The organism is Ralstonia sp. AU12-08 (assembly GCF_000442475.1).
In the GTDB taxonomy this organism is placed as follows: Bacteria; Pseudomonadota; Gammaproteobacteria; order Burkholderiales; family Burkholderiaceae; genus Ralstonia; species Ralstonia insidiosa.
The window spans coordinates 17,719-34,481 of the sequence record NZ_ASZV01000016.1; the positions used below are offsets into that span (position 1 = coordinate 17,719).

The 16,763-nt window shown below is 62.8% G+C and carries 13 protein-coding genes; 10 read left to right on the forward strand and 3 right to left on the reverse strand.

Annotated elements, in window-relative coordinates:
• Positions 1-40: 40 nt before the first annotated feature.
• The 3 genes from C404_RS39920 to map all read right to left on the reverse strand — a co-directional run bounded on the left by C404_RS39920 (position 41) and on the right by map (position 5,512).
• The gene (locus tag C404_RS39920) at positions 41-1,948 is read right to left on the reverse strand and encodes a pseudouridine synthase (RefSeq protein WP_021194373.1); all 1,908 of its coding nucleotides are present in this window, start codon (positions 1,946-1,948) and stop codon (positions 41-43) included.
• Between the two features lie 25 nt (positions 1,949-1,973).
• Positions 1,974-4,571, reverse strand: a complete 2,598-nt coding sequence (locus C404_RS39925) for a [protein-PII] uridylyltransferase (RefSeq protein ID WP_021194374.1) — start codon at positions 4,569-4,571, stop codon at positions 1,974-1,976.
• 116 nt (positions 4,572-4,687) lie between these two features.
• Positions 4,688-5,512, reverse strand: a complete 825-nt coding sequence (gene map, locus C404_RS39930) for a type I methionyl aminopeptidase (RefSeq protein WP_021194375.1) — start codon at positions 5,510-5,512, stop codon at positions 4,688-4,690.
• A 305-nt stretch (positions 5,513-5,817) separates the two neighbouring features.
• Here map and rpsB point away from each other — a divergent pair, with 305 nt between their 5' ends.
• The 10 genes from rpsB to C404_RS39980 all read left to right on the forward strand — a co-directional run bounded on the left by rpsB (position 5,818) and on the right by C404_RS39980 (position 16,759).
• Entirely contained in the window at positions 5,818-6,561 is a 744-nt protein-coding gene (gene rpsB, locus C404_RS39935; protein ID WP_021194376.1) for a 30S ribosomal protein S2, read from the forward strand.
• Positions 6,562-6,834: 273 nt separating this feature from the next.
• The gene (gene tsf / locus C404_RS39940) at positions 6,835-7,725 is read left to right on the forward strand and encodes a translation elongation factor Ts (protein ID WP_021194377.1); all 891 of its coding nucleotides are present in this window, start codon (positions 6,835-6,837) and stop codon (positions 7,723-7,725) included.
• Positions 7,726-8,009: 284 nt separating this feature from the next.
• The gene (pyrH, locus tag C404_RS39945) at positions 8,010-8,720 is read left to right on the forward strand and encodes a UMP kinase (protein WP_009238238.1); all 711 of its coding nucleotides are present in this window, start codon (positions 8,010-8,012) and stop codon (positions 8,718-8,720) included.
• Positions 8,721-8,897: 177 nt separating this feature from the next.
• Complete coding sequence (gene frr, locus C404_RS39950; protein WP_021194378.1) at positions 8,898-9,458, forward strand: ribosome recycling factor; 561 nt, start codon at positions 8,898-8,900, stop codon at positions 9,456-9,458.
• Positions 9,459-9,510: 52 nt separating this feature from the next.
• The gene (gene uppS, locus C404_RS39955; RefSeq protein WP_021194379.1) at positions 9,511-10,287 is read left to right on the forward strand and encodes a polyprenyl diphosphate synthase; all 777 of its coding nucleotides are present in this window, start codon (positions 9,511-9,513) and stop codon (positions 10,285-10,287) included.
• A gap of 3 nt (positions 10,288-10,290) precedes the next feature.
• Positions 10,291-11,109: a phosphatidate cytidylyltransferase gene (locus C404_RS39960; RefSeq protein ID WP_021194380.1), complete on the forward strand. Its 819-nt coding sequence runs from the start codon at positions 10,291-10,293 to the stop codon at positions 11,107-11,109.
• A 14-nt stretch (positions 11,110-11,123) separates the two neighbouring features.
• A complete protein-coding gene (ispC, locus tag C404_RS39965; protein WP_021194381.1) occupies positions 11,124-12,314 on the forward strand; it encodes a 1-deoxy-D-xylulose-5-phosphate reductoisomerase in 1,191 nt (396 codons plus the stop codon).
• 88 nt (positions 12,315-12,402) lie between these two features.
• Positions 12,403-13,791 (forward strand): RIP metalloprotease RseP, encoded by a 1,389-nt coding sequence (gene rseP / locus C404_RS39970; RefSeq protein ID WP_021194382.1) that lies wholly within the window; start codon positions 12,403-12,405, stop codon positions 13,789-13,791.
• 113 nt (positions 13,792-13,904) lie between these two features.
• On the forward strand, positions 13,905-16,202 hold the full coding sequence (bamA, locus tag C404_RS39975; RefSeq protein ID WP_031329220.1) for an outer membrane protein assembly factor BamA: 2,298 nt from the start codon (positions 13,905-13,907) through the stop codon (positions 16,200-16,202).
• Positions 16,202-16,759, forward strand: a complete 558-nt coding sequence (locus C404_RS39980) for an OmpH family outer membrane protein (protein WP_031329221.1) — start codon at positions 16,202-16,204, stop codon at positions 16,757-16,759. The genes bamA and C404_RS39980 overlap by 1 nt, the downstream gene beginning before the upstream one ends.
• Positions 16,760-16,763 lie beyond the last annotated feature (4 nt).

Here is a 16,763-nt window from a genome sequence, read left to right on the forward strand (position 1 = left end):
TTGTGCGTTGACCGGTTTTTTATTTGGGGCAGCGCGTGCCTTAGAACTTCTCGAACGGCCCCAGGAAGCGCCACTGGCCGACCGGCAGGTCGCCCAGCACGATGCGGCCCATGCGGATGCGCTTGAGGCCAACCACCTCCAGGCCCACCTGTTCGCACATGCGGCGGATCTGACGCTTCTTGCCCTCGCGCAGCACGAAGCGCAACTGCTCTTCGTTCTGCCAGCTCACCTTTGCGGGCTTGAGCTCTTCGTCATCGAGCCACAGGCCAAAGCGCAGCTTTTCCAGCAACTCTTCCGGGAAGACCTTGGAGATGTCGTGCTCCACCGGACCTTCCGGTGAATTCCACACCACGCGCACCAGGTACTCCTTCTCGACCGTTGAATCCTCGCCGATCAGGTGGCGCGCCACGCGGCCGTCCTGCGTCAGCACGAGCAGGCCCGTGGAGTCGATATCGAGGCGGCCGGCCGGAGCCAGCGCCTTGCGTTGCCACGGTGCGAAGCGCTTGCGTGTGGGGTCTTCTTCCCACTGGTTTTCCGGCACGAACAGCGCGGCAGCCGGCTGATAGCCGTCTTCCGCCTGGCCAGACACATAACCGACCGGCTTGTGCAGCAGCACGGTCACACGTTCGCCTTGCTCGGAGCGAGCCGACTGATGGATTTCGATAATCGCATCCGGCTTCACACGCGAACCCAACTCGGTGACGGGCTCGCCGTCCACTAGCACCCAGCCGCGCGGAATCCACTCATCGGCCTCGCGGCGCGAGCACAGCCCCAGCTCGGACATGCGCTTGGACAGGCGGACCAGCCCGCTCTCGTCGGCTTGCGGGGCTTGACGCGGTGCCTCTTGCTCGGTGCGGCGGGGGGCGCGCTCTTCACGTTCCGCACGTTGCGGACGATCTTCAAAGCGACGTGGCGGACGATCGTTGTCGAAACGGCGCGGGGGGCGGTCGTCGCCATAGTGACGCGGTGGCCGTTGCTCGTCATCGAATCGACGCGGCGGGCGCTCATCGTCAAAGCGTCGCGGAGGACGCTGGTCGCCATCACGGCGCTGCGCGCGTTGATCGTCGCCATAACGGCGCGGGCGCTCGTCATCGAAGCGTCGTGGCGGACGGCCTTCGAAGCGACGCGGCGGGCGCTCGTCGTCAGGGCGAGGGGGCGGACGTTGATCGTCGCTGAACCGGCGGGGCGGACGTTCATCGTCAAAACGGCGCGGTGGGCGATCTTCGAAACGACGCGGCGGGCGCTCGTCATCAAACCGACGGGGCGGACGTTGGTCGTCGTTGAACCTGCGCGGTGGGCGTTCATCGTCAAACCGGCGTGGCGGGCGATCTTCGAAACGACGCGGCGGACGCTCGTCGTCAGAGCGACGTGGCGGACGTTGATCGTCGTTGAACCTGCGCGGCGGGCGTTCGTCATCAAACCTGCGCGGCGGGCGATCTTCGAAGCGACGCGGCGGACGCTCGTCATCGGAGCGACGTGGCGGACGTTGATCGTCGCTGAACCTGCGCGGCGGGCGTTCATCATCAAACCGGCGCGGTGGGCGATCTTCGAAACGACGCGGTGGCCGCCCGTCATCGGGGCGCCGCGGCGGACGTTGATCGTCGCTGAACCGGCGCGGCGGACGCTCATCATCAAACCGGCGCGGCGGGCGATCGCTTTGCGCGCGACGCGGCGGTTGGCCGCTGTCGTTGTTGCCGTCGCGGCGCGGTGGGCGCGGTTTGCGCTCACCCTCGGCCGGCTCGGGGCGACGTTGCGACGGGCGCAGCGGCAGGCGGTCGCGGTTCAGGTCGGACGCACGCAGCGGCTTGCCGGTGGCGCGTACCGCGTTGCCTTCATCGTCGCGGCGCACGCCGAGCGTGGTGCGCTTGCCCGGGCGGGTGGCGCGTTGGGTCGGGTCGCTGCGGCGCTTGTCGTCGTCGCCCGGGAAATCGTCAGAATCGGTAGTCATGAATCAAGACCGGTAAGGCTGGCGCTCAGATGACGAGCGCATCAAGCAGCTCGCTTTCCAGCGCGAGCTGCAGTTTGGTGTCCTGGGCCAGGCGTGCGCCGTCGACCAGGAAAATGTCTTCCACGCGTTCGCCCAGCGTGTTGATGCGCGCGGTGTGCACCGATACGCGATGGTGGGCGAGCACGCGGGCAATCGCATACAGCAGGCCGGTGCGGTCTGTGGCCGAGATGGACAGCAGGTAGTACTGCCCACGCTCATCCGGGCGCAGATCGACGCGCGGCTTGATCGGGAAGCTGCGGGACTGGCGCGAGATACGTCCGCGTGGCGGTTCGGGCAGGGCGGTTTCGCGCGAAATCTGCTCAGCCAGCTCGTGTTCGACCAGCGTGATGATGTCGCGGTAGTGGCCGGGCTCCACCAGGCCGGTGCCCGTGTCGGCCACCTGGAAGGTGTCGAGCGCGTAGCCGTGCTTGGTGGTGTGGATCTTGGCATCGAGAATCGTCAGGCTCTTGCGCTCGAAGTAGCCGCAGATGCGTGCGAACAGGTCGGGGCGGTCGGGCGAGTACACCGCCACCTGCAACCCTTCGCCCACCGGTGAGATGCGGGCCCGCACGATCGGGATGGTGGTGTCAATCCGGTGATGGAAATGCCGCGTGAACCAGGCGATGTCGCTTGCGCCATGGCGCAGGAACACGCCCACGTCGAGCTGTTTCCACAGGGCGTCGTACGCGGTGTCTTCCACCGTGGCCAGGCGCAGGAGGGCGCGCGCGCGTTCCTTGCGGCCTTCCAGTACGGCGTGCGGGTCGGTGGTTGCACCGCCCAGCGCACGCAGCGTCATGCGATACAGGTCTTCAAGCAGCTTGCCCTTCCACGCATTCCACACCTTCGGGCTGGTGCCGCGAATATCGGCCACCGTCAGCAGATACAGCGCAGTCAGACGTCGCTCATTGCCGACCAGATCGGCAAAACGGCGAATGACATCGGGGTCGCCCACGTCCTGTTTCTGTGCCACCTGGCTCATCGTTAGGTGATGCTCGACCAGCCAGACGATCAGATCGGAATCTTCCTTGGCGAGGCCATGGTCCTTGCAGAAGCGCCGCGCATCGGTCATGCCGAGCACGGAATGGTCGCCGCCGCGTCCCTTGGCGATGTCGTGAAACAGCGCAGCGATGGTCAGCACCCACGGCTTGTCGAAGTTCGCCATCAACTGGCTGCAGAACGGGAACTCGTGCGTGTGCTCGACGATGGCGAAGCGGCGGATGTTGCGCACCACCATCAGGATGTGCTGATCCACCGTGTAGACGTGGAACAGGTCATGCTGCATCTGCCCGACGATGCGCCGGAAGTTGAGCAGGTACCGCCCCAGCACGCTCGTCTGGTTCATCAGGCGCAATGCGTGGGTAATGCCCTGCGGTTGCTGCAGGATCTCCAGGAACAGTGCGCGGTTGGCCGGGTCCTTGCGCCACTTCACATCCATCAGCGTGCGGGCGTTGTAGAGCGCGCGCAGGGTATTGGCAGACAGCCCCTTGATGCCGCGGACCTGCTCGTACAGCAGGAAGGTCTCCAGGATGGCCGTCGGCTCGCGCTGATACAGGTCGGGGTCGGCAATTTCCAGCATCCCCTGGCGCTCGACAAAGCGCTCGTTGATCTTGCGCGTGATGCCAAGCTCGGTCGGGAACAGGCGTGCCTCGATGTTCTGCAGCACCACCGTGTTGAGCTGCGTGACCGCCTTGGCTGCCCAGTAGTAGCGGCGCATGATCTGCTCGCTGGCGCGCTTGGCGGTGGTCGAGCGGTAGCCGAAGGCCTCGGCCAGCTGTGTTTGCAGATCGAAGACGAGCACGTCCTGGCGGCGTCCTGCCAGCATGTGCAGGCGCGCACGGATGGTCTTGAGCAGGCGCTCGTTACTTGCCAGTTCCTGCGCTTCACGGCGCGAAAGCAGCCCGTTGGCAAGCAGCTCGTTCCAGCTCGACCCGAAGCCCGCTGCCCGCGTCATCCACAGGATCACCTGCAGATCACGCAGGCCGCCGGGGCTTTCCTTGCAGTTGGGCTCGAGCGAGTAGGGGGTGTCCTGGTACTTGGCGTGCCGCTGACGCATTTCCAGCAGCTTGGACTGGAAGAAGTCGGTGGCATCCAGGTGGCCTTGGTAGTGTGTCTCGAACGTGCGGTACAGGCCCTCGTCGCCCGTCAGCAGGCGCGCTTCCAGCAGCGACGTTTGCACCGTCACATCCTGTGTGGCTTCGTGGATGCATTCGTCCACAGTGCGCACCGATGAGCCGATATCTAGTCCCATGTCCCAGCAGCGGCCAATAAATGCCTCCAGGTGTGCCTGGAGAGACGCGTCGGGTGCCTGGTCTGCGGCATGCGGCAGCAGCAGGAGAATGTCGACGTCGGAGTGCGGGAACAGCTCGCCGCGCCCGTAACCGCCCACCGCAATCAGCGCGCAATCGGCAGGCATCTGTTCGTCCTGCCAGAGCTGCACTAAAGCGTGGTCCACCGCGCGGGCCAACTTGGTCACAAGTTGGTGCACGTTGGCGTGCTGGTCGAACTGCGCAAACAAGTGCGTACGTTCGGCCTTCAGGGTGTCGCGCGGTGAAATCTCGGGGTTGACGGCAGCGGCGGTATGCATGAATGGAGCGTGAATGAAACAACGACCGGAGGAAATGTCCGGTCGCTGCAAGAGTCGGGCCGACGCTGAGCCGGCCGCTGCGGTGCGCTCGTGGGTGGGCGCACCGTTTGGTTCAATCAGGCCGTAGCCGGCGTACCTTCGTGCACGAAATCCGGTGGCGGAGGCGTCAGTGCCGATACGGTCAGCACTTCATAGCCGGTTTCCGTCACCAGCAGGGTGTGCTCCCATTGGGCCGACAGACTGCGGTCACGCGTCTTGACGGTCCACTGGTCGGGCATCGTACGGATGTCGCGCTTGCCCGCGTTGATCATGGGTTCGATCGTGAAGATCATGCCGGCCTTCAGTTCCATGCCAGTGCCCGGACGGCCGTAGTGCAGGATCTGCGGGTCCGCATGGAACACCTTGCCGATGCCGTGGCCGCAATATTCACGCACCACGCTGTAGCCGGCGGCTTCGGCGTGCTGCTGGATCACGTGGCCAATGTCGCCCAGGCGCGCACCCGGGCGCACGGCGGCAATGCCCTTCCACATGCACTCGAACGTCACCTGCGTCAGACGCTTGGCCAGGATCGAGCCCTCACCGACGATGAAGGTGCGGCTGGTGTCGCCGTAATAGCCTTCCTTGGTGATGACGGTGATGTCCAGGTTGACGATGTCACCGTTCTTGAGCACCTTGTCGGTCGGAATACCGTGGCAGATCACGTCGTTGACCGATGTGCAGATCGAGGCGGGGAAGGGGGGGTAGCCGGGCGGCGCATAGTTGAGGGGCGCCGGCACGGTGCCTTGCACGTCACGCATGTAGGCATGGCACAACTCGTTCAGCTTGCCCGTGGTCACCCCCGGTTTGACGAACGGGGTGATGTAATCCAAGACTTCGGACGCAAGCCGGCAGGCCACGCGCATGTGCGCAATGTCTTCGGCGGTGTGAATGGTAACGGCCATGCTGTGACTTTTTCTGCACGTGGGCGCGCAAGGCGCCACGTTGTATCTAAAGCATGAATTATCGCACCAAAGCGGCCCGGACGGGGTTTTTGGGCATCCGGCGCTGGTCTCGGTCCGTCCTGCGGCAATGCTCGGAAGGTCTTGAGTTGCTTGGGTTTTTGGGGCTATAATCGCTGGCTGAGCAGATTGTCGGCCATGTGGCTGGTGTTGCTTGAAATCGCGAGCCGCTTCACCGCGGGTGTCCGTCGTATCGCATGCGAGGGATGTCTGAGGCGGCTTTAGACCTAACCCGACTGGAGAATTTCATGTCCGTAACCATGCGCGAAATGCTGGAAGCCGGTGTCCACTTTGGCCACCAAACCCGCTTCTGGAACCCGAAGATGGCCCCCTTCATTTTCGGCCATCGCAACAAGATTCACATCATCAACCTGGAAAAGACGCTGCCGATGTACCTGGACGCACTCAAGTACGTGCGCCAACTGGCAGCCAACCGGGGCACCATCATGTTCGTCGGCACGAAGCGTCAGTCGCGCGAGATCTTGGCTGAGGAAGCCGCTCGTGCAGGCATGCCGTTCGTCGACAGCCGCTGGCTCGGCGGTATGCTGACCAACTTCAAGACGGTCAAGACCTCGATCAAGCGCCTCAAGGACATGGAAGCCGCCAAGGAAGCTGGCGCGACCGACACCATGAGCAAGAAGGAAGCGCTGATGTTCGAGCGCGAAATGGACAAGCTGACCAAGTCCATCGGCGGTATCAAGGACATGGGCGGCATTCCGGACGCCATCTTCGTGGTGGACGTTGGTTACCACAAGATTGCCGTGACCGAAGCTGCCAAGCTGGGCATTCCGGTGATCGGCGTGGTTGACACGAACCACTCGCCGGAAGGCATCGACTACGTCATCCCGGGTAACGACGACTCGAGCAAGGCTGTTGCACTGTACGTGCGCGGCGTGGCCGACGCGATCCTGGAAGGCCGTGCCAACGCGGTCCAGGAAGTCGTGGAAGCCGCTCGTGGTGGCGACGACTTCGTCGAAGTCCAAGAAGGCTAAATCACAAGAAGGCGCGCGCCCGCCGCATTGCCGAGCGGGAAGCGCGTCAGGCCATATCGATGATGCACTGCAAACGCGCTGCATCAAAGGTGAAGGCCAAACAGGGGCGCGTAACAAACGCCCCTTTTTTTTAATTTGTCATGCGGATGTCCCACGCGCGTCGTATCTCGTGGGGCGGCCGGATGGAAACCGGACGACAGGCCGGCGCGAAGCGAAAACGCAAAGACCGTTTCAGCGCGCGACCGGACGACGATCTGAAACAAGGAGCATGAAATGGCGGCAATTACCGCAAGCATGGTGGCAGAACTGCGCGCGAAGACCGACGCGCCGATGATGGAATGCAAGAAGGCCCTGACGGAAGCCGAAGGCAACCTGGAAAAGGCTGAAGAAATCCTGCGCGTGAAGCTGGGCAACAAGGCCGGCAAGGCTGCCTCGCGCATCACCGCTGAAGGCGTTGTGGCGGCTGCCGTGGACGGCACCACCGGCGCGCTGGTCGAGATCAACTGCGAAACCGACTTCGTCTCGAAGAACGATTCGTTCCTGGCCTTCGCCAACTCGGTGGCAGCACTGATCGCCAAGAGCAACCCGGCTGACGTCGCCGCTATCGGCGCACTGCCGCTGTCGCAAGACGGCTTCGGCCCCACGGTTGAAGACGTGCGCGTGGGCCTGATCGGCAAGATCGGCGAGAACATGACGATCCGCCGCTTCAAGCGCTACGAAGGCAGCACGCTGACGTCGTACCTGCACGGCGCCCGTATCGGTGTGATGGTGGCGTTCGAGGGTAGCGAAGAGGCAGCCAAGGATGCGGCAATGCAAGTTGCAGCCATGAAGCCGGTGTCGCTGTCGGCTGATGACGTGCCGGCTGATCTGGTCGCGAAGGAGCGCAGCGTTGCTGAGCAGAAGGCTGCTGAATCGGGCAAGCCGGCCGAAATCGTTGCCAAGATGGTGGAAGGCAGCGTGCAGAAGTACCTGAAGGAAGTTTCGCTGCTGAACCAGCCGTTCGTGAAGAACGACAAGCAGACCGTTGAGCAGATGCTCAAGGCTGCCAACACGACCGTGAAGGCTTTCACGCTGTACGTGGTGGGCGAGGGCATCGAGAAGAAGCAAGACGACTTCGCTGCTGAAGTGGCTGCCCAGGTGGCTGCTGCAAAGCAACAGGCGTAATGCTGCGTCGATTGCTTCCGATGGAGCGGGGATTCGCCCGCCGGTGCAGGCCGGCAGGGCAACTTTTCTCCATCGGCGCGATCGTATAATGCCGAGCAAACAGGGCACCGCAAGGTGCCCTGTTTGTAGGTGCAGCCTGCTTGCGCGGGCATCGTTTGGCTGAACTGAGCCCAGACGGCTTCCGCGCAAGAAGGTTGCGAGATGAGCGAAGCCCCGCTTCGTCTGTCGCAGCTGTCATTCCCCCTTTCCTGTCTCCCGTACCAGGAATCGTCAAGAGGATCTCCATGCCTGCCTACAAGCGCGTTCTACTCAAACTTTCCGGCGAAGCCCTGATGGGCGATGATGCCTTCGGCATCAACCGCAGCACCATCGAGGGGATGGTCAACGACATCGCCGAAATCGTGAAGCTGGGCGTGCAGGTGGCGGTGGTGATCGGCGGCGGCAACATCTTCCGCGGTGTCGCGGGCGGTGCGGCCGGCATGGATCGCGCCACGGCCGATTACATGGGCATGCTCGCCACGATGATGAACGCACTGGCCCTGCAGGATGCCATGCGCCACGCCAACCTCGAAGGCCGCGTGCAATCTGCGCTGCGCCTAGACCAGGTGGTTGAGCCGTACATCCGCCCCCGTGCGATTCGCCAGCTGGAAGAGGGCAAGATCGTGATCTTCGCGGCCGGCACGGGCAACCCGTTCTTCACCACCGACACTGCAGCGGCGCTGCGCGGCTCGGAAATCGGTGCCGAGATCGTTCTCAAGGCCACCAAGGTTGATGGCGTTTACACCGCTGACCCGAAGAAGGATCCGAGCGCCACCCGCTACACCACCATCACGTTCGACGAGGCCATCTCGCGCAACCTGCAGGTGATGGATGCAACCGCTTTTGCGCTGTGCCGCGACCAGAAGCTGCCGATCAAGGTGTTCTCGATCCAGAAGCCGGGCGCGCTCAAGCGTGTGATTCTGGGTGAAGACGAAGGCACGCTGGTGCACGTCTGAGGCAGGTAGCCTAGCTGCCTTGTCAGCGCCTTTTTTACCGCTCGCTGACCCCGTGTAAATGGCGTTGGCGAGCGGCTTCCATGTAAAATCGCCTATTGTCTTTTTGGTCTTGCCGGTGCCCTGTGTCGAATTCCGGGGCGCATGTCCGGCAGGCCGCCGTTATCGTTCGGAGGAAGTATGAGCGTCGCCGATGTTAAGAAGAATGCCGAGCAGAAGATGCAGAAGTCGATCGAGGCTCTCAGGACGGATCTGGCCAAGATCCGTACTGGCCGTGCCCACACCGGTCTGCTCGATCACGTGCAAGTCGACTACTACGGCTCGATGGTGCCGATCAGCCAGGTCGCCAACGTGACGCTGGTGGACGCGCGCACGATCGGCGTGCAACCGTGGGAAAAGAAGATGGTGCAAGCCGTCGAGAAGGCCATCCGTGAGGCGGATCTGGGCCTGAACCCCGCCACCATGGGGGACATCATCCGCGTCCCGACGCCCGCGTTGACCGAAGAGCGCCGCAAGGAACTGACCAAGGTCGTCAAGGGCGAAGGCGAAGACGCCAAGGTCGCCGTGCGCAACCTGCGCCGCGATGCGAACGAACAGCTCAAGAAGCTGGTCAAGGACAAGGCCATCTCGGAAGACGACGAGCGTCGCGGTGGCGACGACGTGCAGAAACTGACCGACAAGTTCGTCGCCGAGATCGACAAGCTGGTTGCCGAGAAAGACAAGGAAATCATGACGGTGTAAGGCCGTCTCCCACGGCCGGCGCGTTGAGTGCCGGTTGCGGGAAGCCCGATTCATGCATATTAGTTCCACACAGGCGGTGCCGGACACCGCTGATACCCCGCGCCACGTTGCCGTTATCATGGATGGCAACGGCCGTTGGGCCACCGAGCGCCATTTGCCGCGCGTGGCGGGGCACAGCCGTGGCCTCGATGCCGTGCGCGCAACGGTTGAAGCTGCGGCGCGCCGAGGTGTCGGTTATCTGACACTGTTCGCCTTCAGTTCCGAGAACTGGCGCCGCCCGGCTGAAGAAGTCACCTTCCTGATGAAGCTGTTCATGACAGCGCTGCGCCGCGAGGTGAGCAAGCTGCATGCGAATGGCATCCGCTTGCGCGTGGTGGGTGATCTGTCGGCGTTCAGCCCGCGCATTCAATTGCTGATCCGCGAGGCGGAGGCCAAGACGGCTGCCAATCCAGGCCTGACGGTCACCATCCTCGCCAACTACGGCGGCCGGTGGGACATCCTCCAGGCCATGCGGGCATTGATGGCGGCGCAGCCGGGCATCGCGCCCGAGGCCATCACGGAAGACGTTCTGGCGCCGTACATGGCGCTGGCCTATGCGCCCGAGCCAGACCTGTTTATCCGCACCGGCGGCGAGCAACGCATCAGCAACTTCCTGCTCTGGCAGCTTGCGTATTCGGAGCTGTATTTCACTGATCGCTACTGGCCCGATTTCGATGCCGCAGAACTGGATCGTGCCTTCGCCTGGTATCGCAATCGCGAGCGTCGCTTTGGCCGCACCAGTGCGCAGCTTGAGCCCGGTGTTCCCCCCGCGCTATCTGCCGGAGCCTGACACATGCTGCTGACTCGCGTCATTACCGCCGTCTGCCTGCTGATTGTCATCCTGCCCATTCTGTTCTTCGCACCGCCAGCCGGCCTTGCCGGGCTGGTGACAGTGTTTGCCGTGTTGGCGGCCTGGGAGTGGGGGCGGCTCGTGCGTTTGCCGGGCTGGTGGGGGCCAATGCTGTATGCGGTGGTCGTGGTTGTGCTGACAATCGCCTGGCACGACATCCCTGTGCGTGGCAATGTGCGGCCGCTGTTCCATGGCGCGGTTATCGCGTGGATGGTCGCCTGGGGCCTGCTGGCTGGCGGCGTGCGTGAACTGCGTGGTACGCGCCAGGCCATCTTCACCCTGCTGGGCTTGGTGATCTTGCCGGCGTTCGTGCATGCAGCCATCGCACTGCGTGCACAGGGAATTGCTTTCCTGCTCTCCGTCGCGGTGCTCGTATGGGCGGCCGATGTAGGCGCCTATTTCGTTGGCAAGGCCGTTGGCCGGCGCAAGCTAGCGCCGACCATCAGTCCTGGCAAGTCCTGGGAAGGCGCGATTGGTGGGGCCGTGCTCGTGGCAATCATCGCGACAGTGGCGGGCGTTACGCATTGGTTTGCGCCGACGTGGTTCTCGCGCCAGTTCGACCAGAACGGTGCAATCGTCGCTCTGGCGCTGACGATCGTGCTGGTGGCTGCAAGCATTGGCGGCGATTTGTTTGAGTCCCTGCTCAAGCGCCAGGTCGGCATGAAGGACAGCAGCCGGCTGCTGCCTGGCCATGGCGGCGTGCTCGACCGTATCGACGCGCTGTTGCCGGTGTTCCCGCTGGCCGCGTTGCTGATCTCCTGAGGCGTCTTCCGAACATGATGCGTTTGACCGTTCTTGGCGCAACCGGCTCCATTGGTGACAGCACGCTCGACGTGGTGCGCAGTCACCCCGACAAGTACCGCGTGTTCGCACTCACCGCCAATGCACAGGCCGACAAGCTCGCCAAGTTATGCCGCGAGTTTCGTCCGCAGATGGCTGTGCTTGGCTCGGCGGCAGCGGCTCAAGCGCTACGCGAGCAGCTTGGCGCTGATGCGGCCGGCATCGATATCCGTTTTGGCACTGAGGCATTGGAAGAGGCTGCCGCGCATCCTGATTGCGATGCTGTCATGGCTGCCATTGTTGGTGCCGCAGGCTTGCGTCCGACGTTGGCCGCCGTGCGTGCAGGCAAGCGCGTGTTGCTGGCGAACAAAGAAGCGCTGGTGATGTCCGGCGCGCTCTTTATGGACGCCGTGCGCCAGCATGGCGCTACCGTGCTGCCGATCGATAGCGAGCACAACGCCATTTTTCAGTGTCTGCCGCAGCAGGCCCCCACGTTTGGCCGAGGCGTGTCGCGTATCGTCCTGACCGCCTCGGGCGGCCCATTCCGCACGCGCGCCGTCGACACCCTTGCTGACGTTACGCCCGACCAGGCTTGCGCTCACCCCAACTGGGTCATGGGACGCAAGATCTCGGTCGACTCCGCCACCATGATGAACAAGGGGCTGGAGGTGATCGAGGCGTACTGGCTGTTTGGCGTGCCGGTCGAGCGCCTTGAGGTGCTGATCCATCCGCAGAGCGTGATCCATTCAATGGTCGGCTACGACGATGGCTCGGTGCTGGCGCAGCTCGGTAACCCCGACATGCGTACGCCGATTGCATACGGGCTCGCGTACCCGGAGCGGATTGAGGCCGGTGTGCCGCTGCTGGACTTGGCCGCCACCGGTACGCTGACTTTCGAGGCGCCGGACCTGCGCCGCTTCCCGTGCCTCGCACTCGCATTTGATGCGCTACGCGCCGGTGGCACGGCACCTGCTGTGCTGAATGCGGCCAACGAGGTGGCGGTCGATGCATTTTTGCAGCGCCGCATCCGTTTTACCGATATTGCTGCCGTGGTGGGCGACACGCTGGCGCGTGCTTCCATCGTACCGGCGGACTCGCTCGACACCGTGTTTGCTGCCGATGCGTACGCGCGTGGCGAGGCAGAGCGCTACATTGCGACGGCGTGCGCGCATCTGCCGGCTGCGTGACAAGTGCTCCGTCAGCGCGAGCGGGTAACATAGTAGGCTCGCGCGGGTTGCGCCCGTGCGCGCCCATCAGTGCTTCCGGAGAAGGTTCTTGCAGACCGTTTTAGCGTTTGTTTTTGCGATCGCGGTACTGATCGTCATTCATGAGCTGGGCCACTACAGCGTCGCGCGCTTGTGCGGCGTGAAAGTGCTGCGGTTTTCGGTCGGCTTCGGCAAGGTGCTGTTCCGTCATGTCGGCCGCGGCCCGGACCGCACCGAATGGACCCTCTGCGCCATCCCGCTTGGCGGTTACGTCAAGATGCTGGGCGAAGGCGCGAGAGACCCTGAGAAAGATCCGCCTATCCTGCCCGAAGAGCTGCCGCGCACCTTCGACCACCAGCCTGTCTATAAGCGTTTCGCCATCGTGGCCGCAGGCCCCGTCGCCAACTTCCTGCTGGCGATCGCTCTGTATGCAGTGCTGGCGTGGGTTGGGGCCGTCGAGCCGCTGCCCATTCTCGGTGCGCCGCCGCCGGGCAGCATTGCCGCGCAGGCTGATCTGCGCGCGAAAGATCAGGTGATTGCCGTCGGCACCGACGTTGAAGCCCCGAGCCCTGTGCGTAGCTGGAGCGATGTGCGCATGCGCCTGTATTCGGCCGGCATCGGCGGGCATGACGCACTCGTGCAGGTGCGTGGTACCGATGGCTCGGAACGCACGGTTCGCCTGCAGGGCTTGCCGAGCCCCGCACGTACGCCCCAGGCCGACGTGATCGACCAGATTGGTTTGCGGCTGCAGGGCGGTCCGGTCACCATCGTCGGTGTTCTGCCGAACAGTGCTGCTGCCCGTGCCGGGTTGCGTGCTGGCGACCAGATCGTCCGCTTCGCTGGTCAGCCTGCAGACCAAGCGATGGATCTGATCCGCCAGATTCGCGCCATGCCCGAGCAGAACGCCTCGATCGACATTCTGCGTAACGGTGAGCCAATGACGCTGCCGGTGCGCCCCGATGCCGATATCGATCCGAAGAGCCTAAATGGGGCGAAGATCGGCAAGCTCGGCGCGCAACTCAACCAGAAAGTGGAGACGGCGTTGATGCGTGACGCGCCGGGCGCCGCATTGGTGCACGGATTGCGCCAGGTCTGGCAGACCTCGGTGCTGTCGCTGCAGGTGCTTGGCAAGATGATCGTGGGGCAGGCTTCGCTGCAGAACCTGAGTGGCCCGATCACGGTGGCGGACTTTGCCGGTAAGGCGGCAAGCCTTGGCTGGCAGACGTTTGTAGGTTTTCTCGCGTTGATCAGCGTCAGCCTCGGTGTCCTGAACTTGTTGCCTGTTCCGGTATTGGATGGGGGGCATTTGCTGTATTATTGCGTGGAATTTTTGACAGGCCGACCCGTGCCGGAATCCTGGCAAGCAGTACTCCAAAAGATCGGCGTCGCCTGCATTCTGCTTCTCACTTCGCTCGCCTTGTACAACGATTTGAGTCGGCTGTTTCTGACTCGAGGCTAAACCGCGTTTTTTTGTCGGTAAGCCGCATCGTTGCCCCAAGCGTGAGCGGGCAACCCAAGATTTTGAAAACACTCGGAAGTGGATTCCAACCGGATCCAATTTAGGGGATTAGATTGATCAGACAACATCGCTTCCCGCTCAGCGTGCTGGCGGCTTCCGTTCTGACCGTGACTGCCGGTCAGGCTCATGCAGTGGAGCCGTTCGTCGTGAAGGACATTCGCGTGGAGGGGGTACAGCGCGTCGAACCGGGTACCGTGTTCGGCTATCTGCCCGTGAAGGTAGGTGAGACCTTCACCGACGAGAAGGGCGCCGAATCGATCCGCGCGCTCTACAACACCGGCTTCTTCAAGGACGTACAGATCCGCGCCGAAGGCAACGTGCTGGTGGTGCGCGTGGAAGAGCGCCCGGCCATCTCGCAGCTCGAGTTCATCGGCTTCAAGGAGTTCGACAAGGACGCACTGCGCCGCACACTGCGTGGCGTGGGCGTGGCCGAAGCGCGCTACTACGACAAGTCGCTGATCGATCGCGCTGAGCAGGAAATCAAGCGCCAATACGTTTCGCGCGGCTACTACGCCGCCGACGTGTCGACCACCGTCACGCCGGTCGATGCCAACCGTGTGTCGATTACCTTCACGGTGGACGAAGGTCCGACGGCCAAGATTCGCCAGATCAATATCGTCGGCAACAAGGCCTTCAAGGAAGGCGACTTGCGCGACGAGATGCAGTTATCCACGCCCAACTGGTTGTCGTGGTACACGAAGAACGATCTGTATTCCAAGCAAAAGCTGACCGCCGATCTGGAAGCGCTGCGCTCGTTCTACCTGGACCGCGGTTACCTGGAATTCGCGATCGAGTCGACCCAGGTTTCCATTACGCCGGACAAGAAGGACATCTACCTGACGCTGAACATCCACGAGGGTGAGCAGTACAAGGTGTCGGACATCAAGCTGACCGGTGAGCTGCTCTCCAAGCAAGCCGAGATGGAGAAGCTCATCAAGCTCAAGCAGGGCGATGTGTTCTCCTCGGCCAAGCTGTCGGCCACGACCAAGTCGATCACCGATCTGCTCGGCACGTACGGCTACGCTTTCGCTACGATCAACCCGCAGCCGCAGATCAACCAGAAGGACCGCACGGTTGCGCTCACACTGGTGGTTGATCCGGGCCGCCGTGTTTACGTGCGCCGCGTCAACGTGCTTGGCAACAGCAAGACGCGTGATGAAGTGGTGCGCCGAGAAATGCGCCAGATGGAAGCCTCGTGGTTTGACGGTGAGAAGCTGCAGCTTTCGCAGAATCGCATCAACCGCACGGGCTATTTCACCGACGCGAACATCACCACCGAAGACGTGCCGGGTACGTCTGACCAGGTGGACGTCAACGTCAACGTGACGGAAAAGCCGACTGGCCAGATCAACCTGGGTGTGGGCTTCTCGTCGACGGACAAGGTGGTGCTCTCAGCCGGTATCCGCCAGGACAACGTGTTTGGTTCCGGTACCAGCCTGGGCCTGGACGTGAACACCTCCAAGGCAAACCGCACCATTGCAGTGACGCAGTTCGATCCGTACTTCACGACCGACGGCATCAGCCGTTCGACCGAGCTGTACTACCGTACGTATCAGCCGCTGTACTACACCGGCGACTCGACGTACAAGATCGTGCAGGAGGGCGGCAACATGAAGTTTGGTGTGCCGTTCTCGGAAACCGATACCGTGTTCTTCGGCATCGGCTACGAGCGCACCAGCATCGACGTGTCGGCCAATACGCCGCTGGCCTATCAGAACTGGGTGACCAAGAACGGTCGTATCACCAACAACTTCCCGTTCACGATCGGTTGGTCGAAGGATCAGCGTGACAGCGCCCTGGTTCCGACCCGCGGCCGCTATCAGCAGGCCAATCTGGAAATTGGTGTTCCGGGTGGTGTCACGTACTACCGCGCGTACTATCAGCACCAGTGGTTCTATCCGGTCTCGAAGTCGTTTACGCTGGCCTTCAACAACGAGTTCGGCTATGGCCGAGGCTACGGCGGCAAGGACTTCCCGATCTTCAAGAACTACTACGCGGGTGGTATCGGCTCGGTGCGCGGCTATGAAACCAGCACGCTGGGCCCGCGCGACGCCAACGGCATTGCCATTGGTGGCGCGAGCAAGATTGTCGGTAACGTCGAATTCATCTTCCCGCTGCCGGGCTCGGGTGTGGACCGTACCGTCCGCCTGTTCACCTTCTTCGACTACGGTAACGTGTTCGCGGAAGCCGCCCAGCCGTACAAGCTTAGCGACATGCGCTACTCGACCGGTTTCGGCCTGTCGTGGCTGTCGCCGATTGGTCCGCTGAAGATCAGCATGGGCTTCCCGATCAAGCGGAAGGCCGAAGACCAGACTCAACGCTTCCAGTTCCAGATCGGGACGGCATTCTAATGACTGCATTCATCATGAAATCCACACGCGTAACATTGTCCCGCTTGGGCGTGTCGGTTGCTTTTGCTGCGCTCGCCGCCGCCAGCTTTGCACTGCCGGCCGCTGCGCAGGAAGCACGTATCGCCGCCGTCAATTCCGAGCGCATCCTGCGCGACTCGCAGCCGGCAAAGGCAGCGCAGTCCAAGCTGGAAGCTGAGTTTGCCAAGCGCGACCGCGATCTGCAGGACACGGCCGCCAAACTCAAGGCCATGTCCGACAAGCTGGACAAGGACTCGGCCGTGCTGGCCGATGCTGACCGAACGCGTCGTCAGCGCGAGCTGTCCGATCTGGACCGCGATTTCCAGCGCAAGCAACGCGAGTTCCGTGAAGACCTAAACCAGCGTCGCAACGAAGAGCTGGCCCAGGTGCTTGAGCGCGCCAACCGCGTGATCCGTTCGATCGCCGAGCAGCGCAAGTACGATCTGATCGTGCAGGAAGCGGTGTACGTGAATCCGCGCATCGACATCACCGACGATGTGCTCAAGGCGCTGAACGCGGCTTCGCAATCGGCGAAATGAGGTT

What these genes read in the sequence shown, in the direction of transcription:
- uppS (WP_021194379.1), top strand. Translation starts at nt 9,511, where the DNA reads ATGCATATTAGTTCCACACAGGCGGTGCCGGACACCGCTGATACCCCG.
- frr (WP_021194378.1), top strand. Translation starts at nt 8,898, where the DNA reads ATGAGCGTCGCCGATGTTAAGAAGAATGCCGAGCAGAAGATGCAGAAG.
- pyrH (WP_009238238.1), top strand. Translation starts at nt 8,010, where the DNA reads ATGCCTGCCTACAAGCGCGTTCTACTCAAACTTTCCGGCGAAGCCCTG.
- tsf (WP_021194377.1), top strand. Translation starts at nt 6,835, where the DNA reads ATGGCGGCAATTACCGCAAGCATGGTGGCAGAACTGCGCGCGAAGACC.
- rpsB (WP_021194376.1), top strand. Translation starts at nt 5,818, where the DNA reads ATGTCCGTAACCATGCGCGAAATGCTGGAAGCCGGTGTCCACTTTGGC.
- C404_RS39960 (WP_021194380.1), top strand. Translation starts at nt 10,291, where the DNA reads ATGCTGCTGACTCGCGTCATTACCGCCGTCTGCCTGCTGATTGTCATC.
- C404_RS39980 (WP_031329221.1), top strand. Translation starts at nt 16,202, where the DNA reads ATGACTGCATTCATCATGAAATCCACACGCGTAACATTGTCCCGCTTG.
- C404_RS39920 (WP_021194373.1), bottom strand. Translation starts at nt 1,948, where the DNA reads ATGACTACCGATTCTGACGATTTCCCGGGCGACGACGACAAGCGCCGC.
- C404_RS39925 (WP_021194374.1), bottom strand. Translation starts at nt 4,571, where the DNA reads ATGCATACCGCCGCTGCCGTCAACCCCGAGATTTCACCGCGCGACACC.
- ispC (WP_021194381.1), top strand. Translation starts at nt 11,124, where the DNA reads ATGATGCGTTTGACCGTTCTTGGCGCAACCGGCTCCATTGGTGACAGC.
- map (WP_021194375.1), bottom strand. Translation starts at nt 5,512, where the DNA reads ATGGCCGTTACCATTCACACCGCCGAAGACATTGCGCACATGCGCGTG.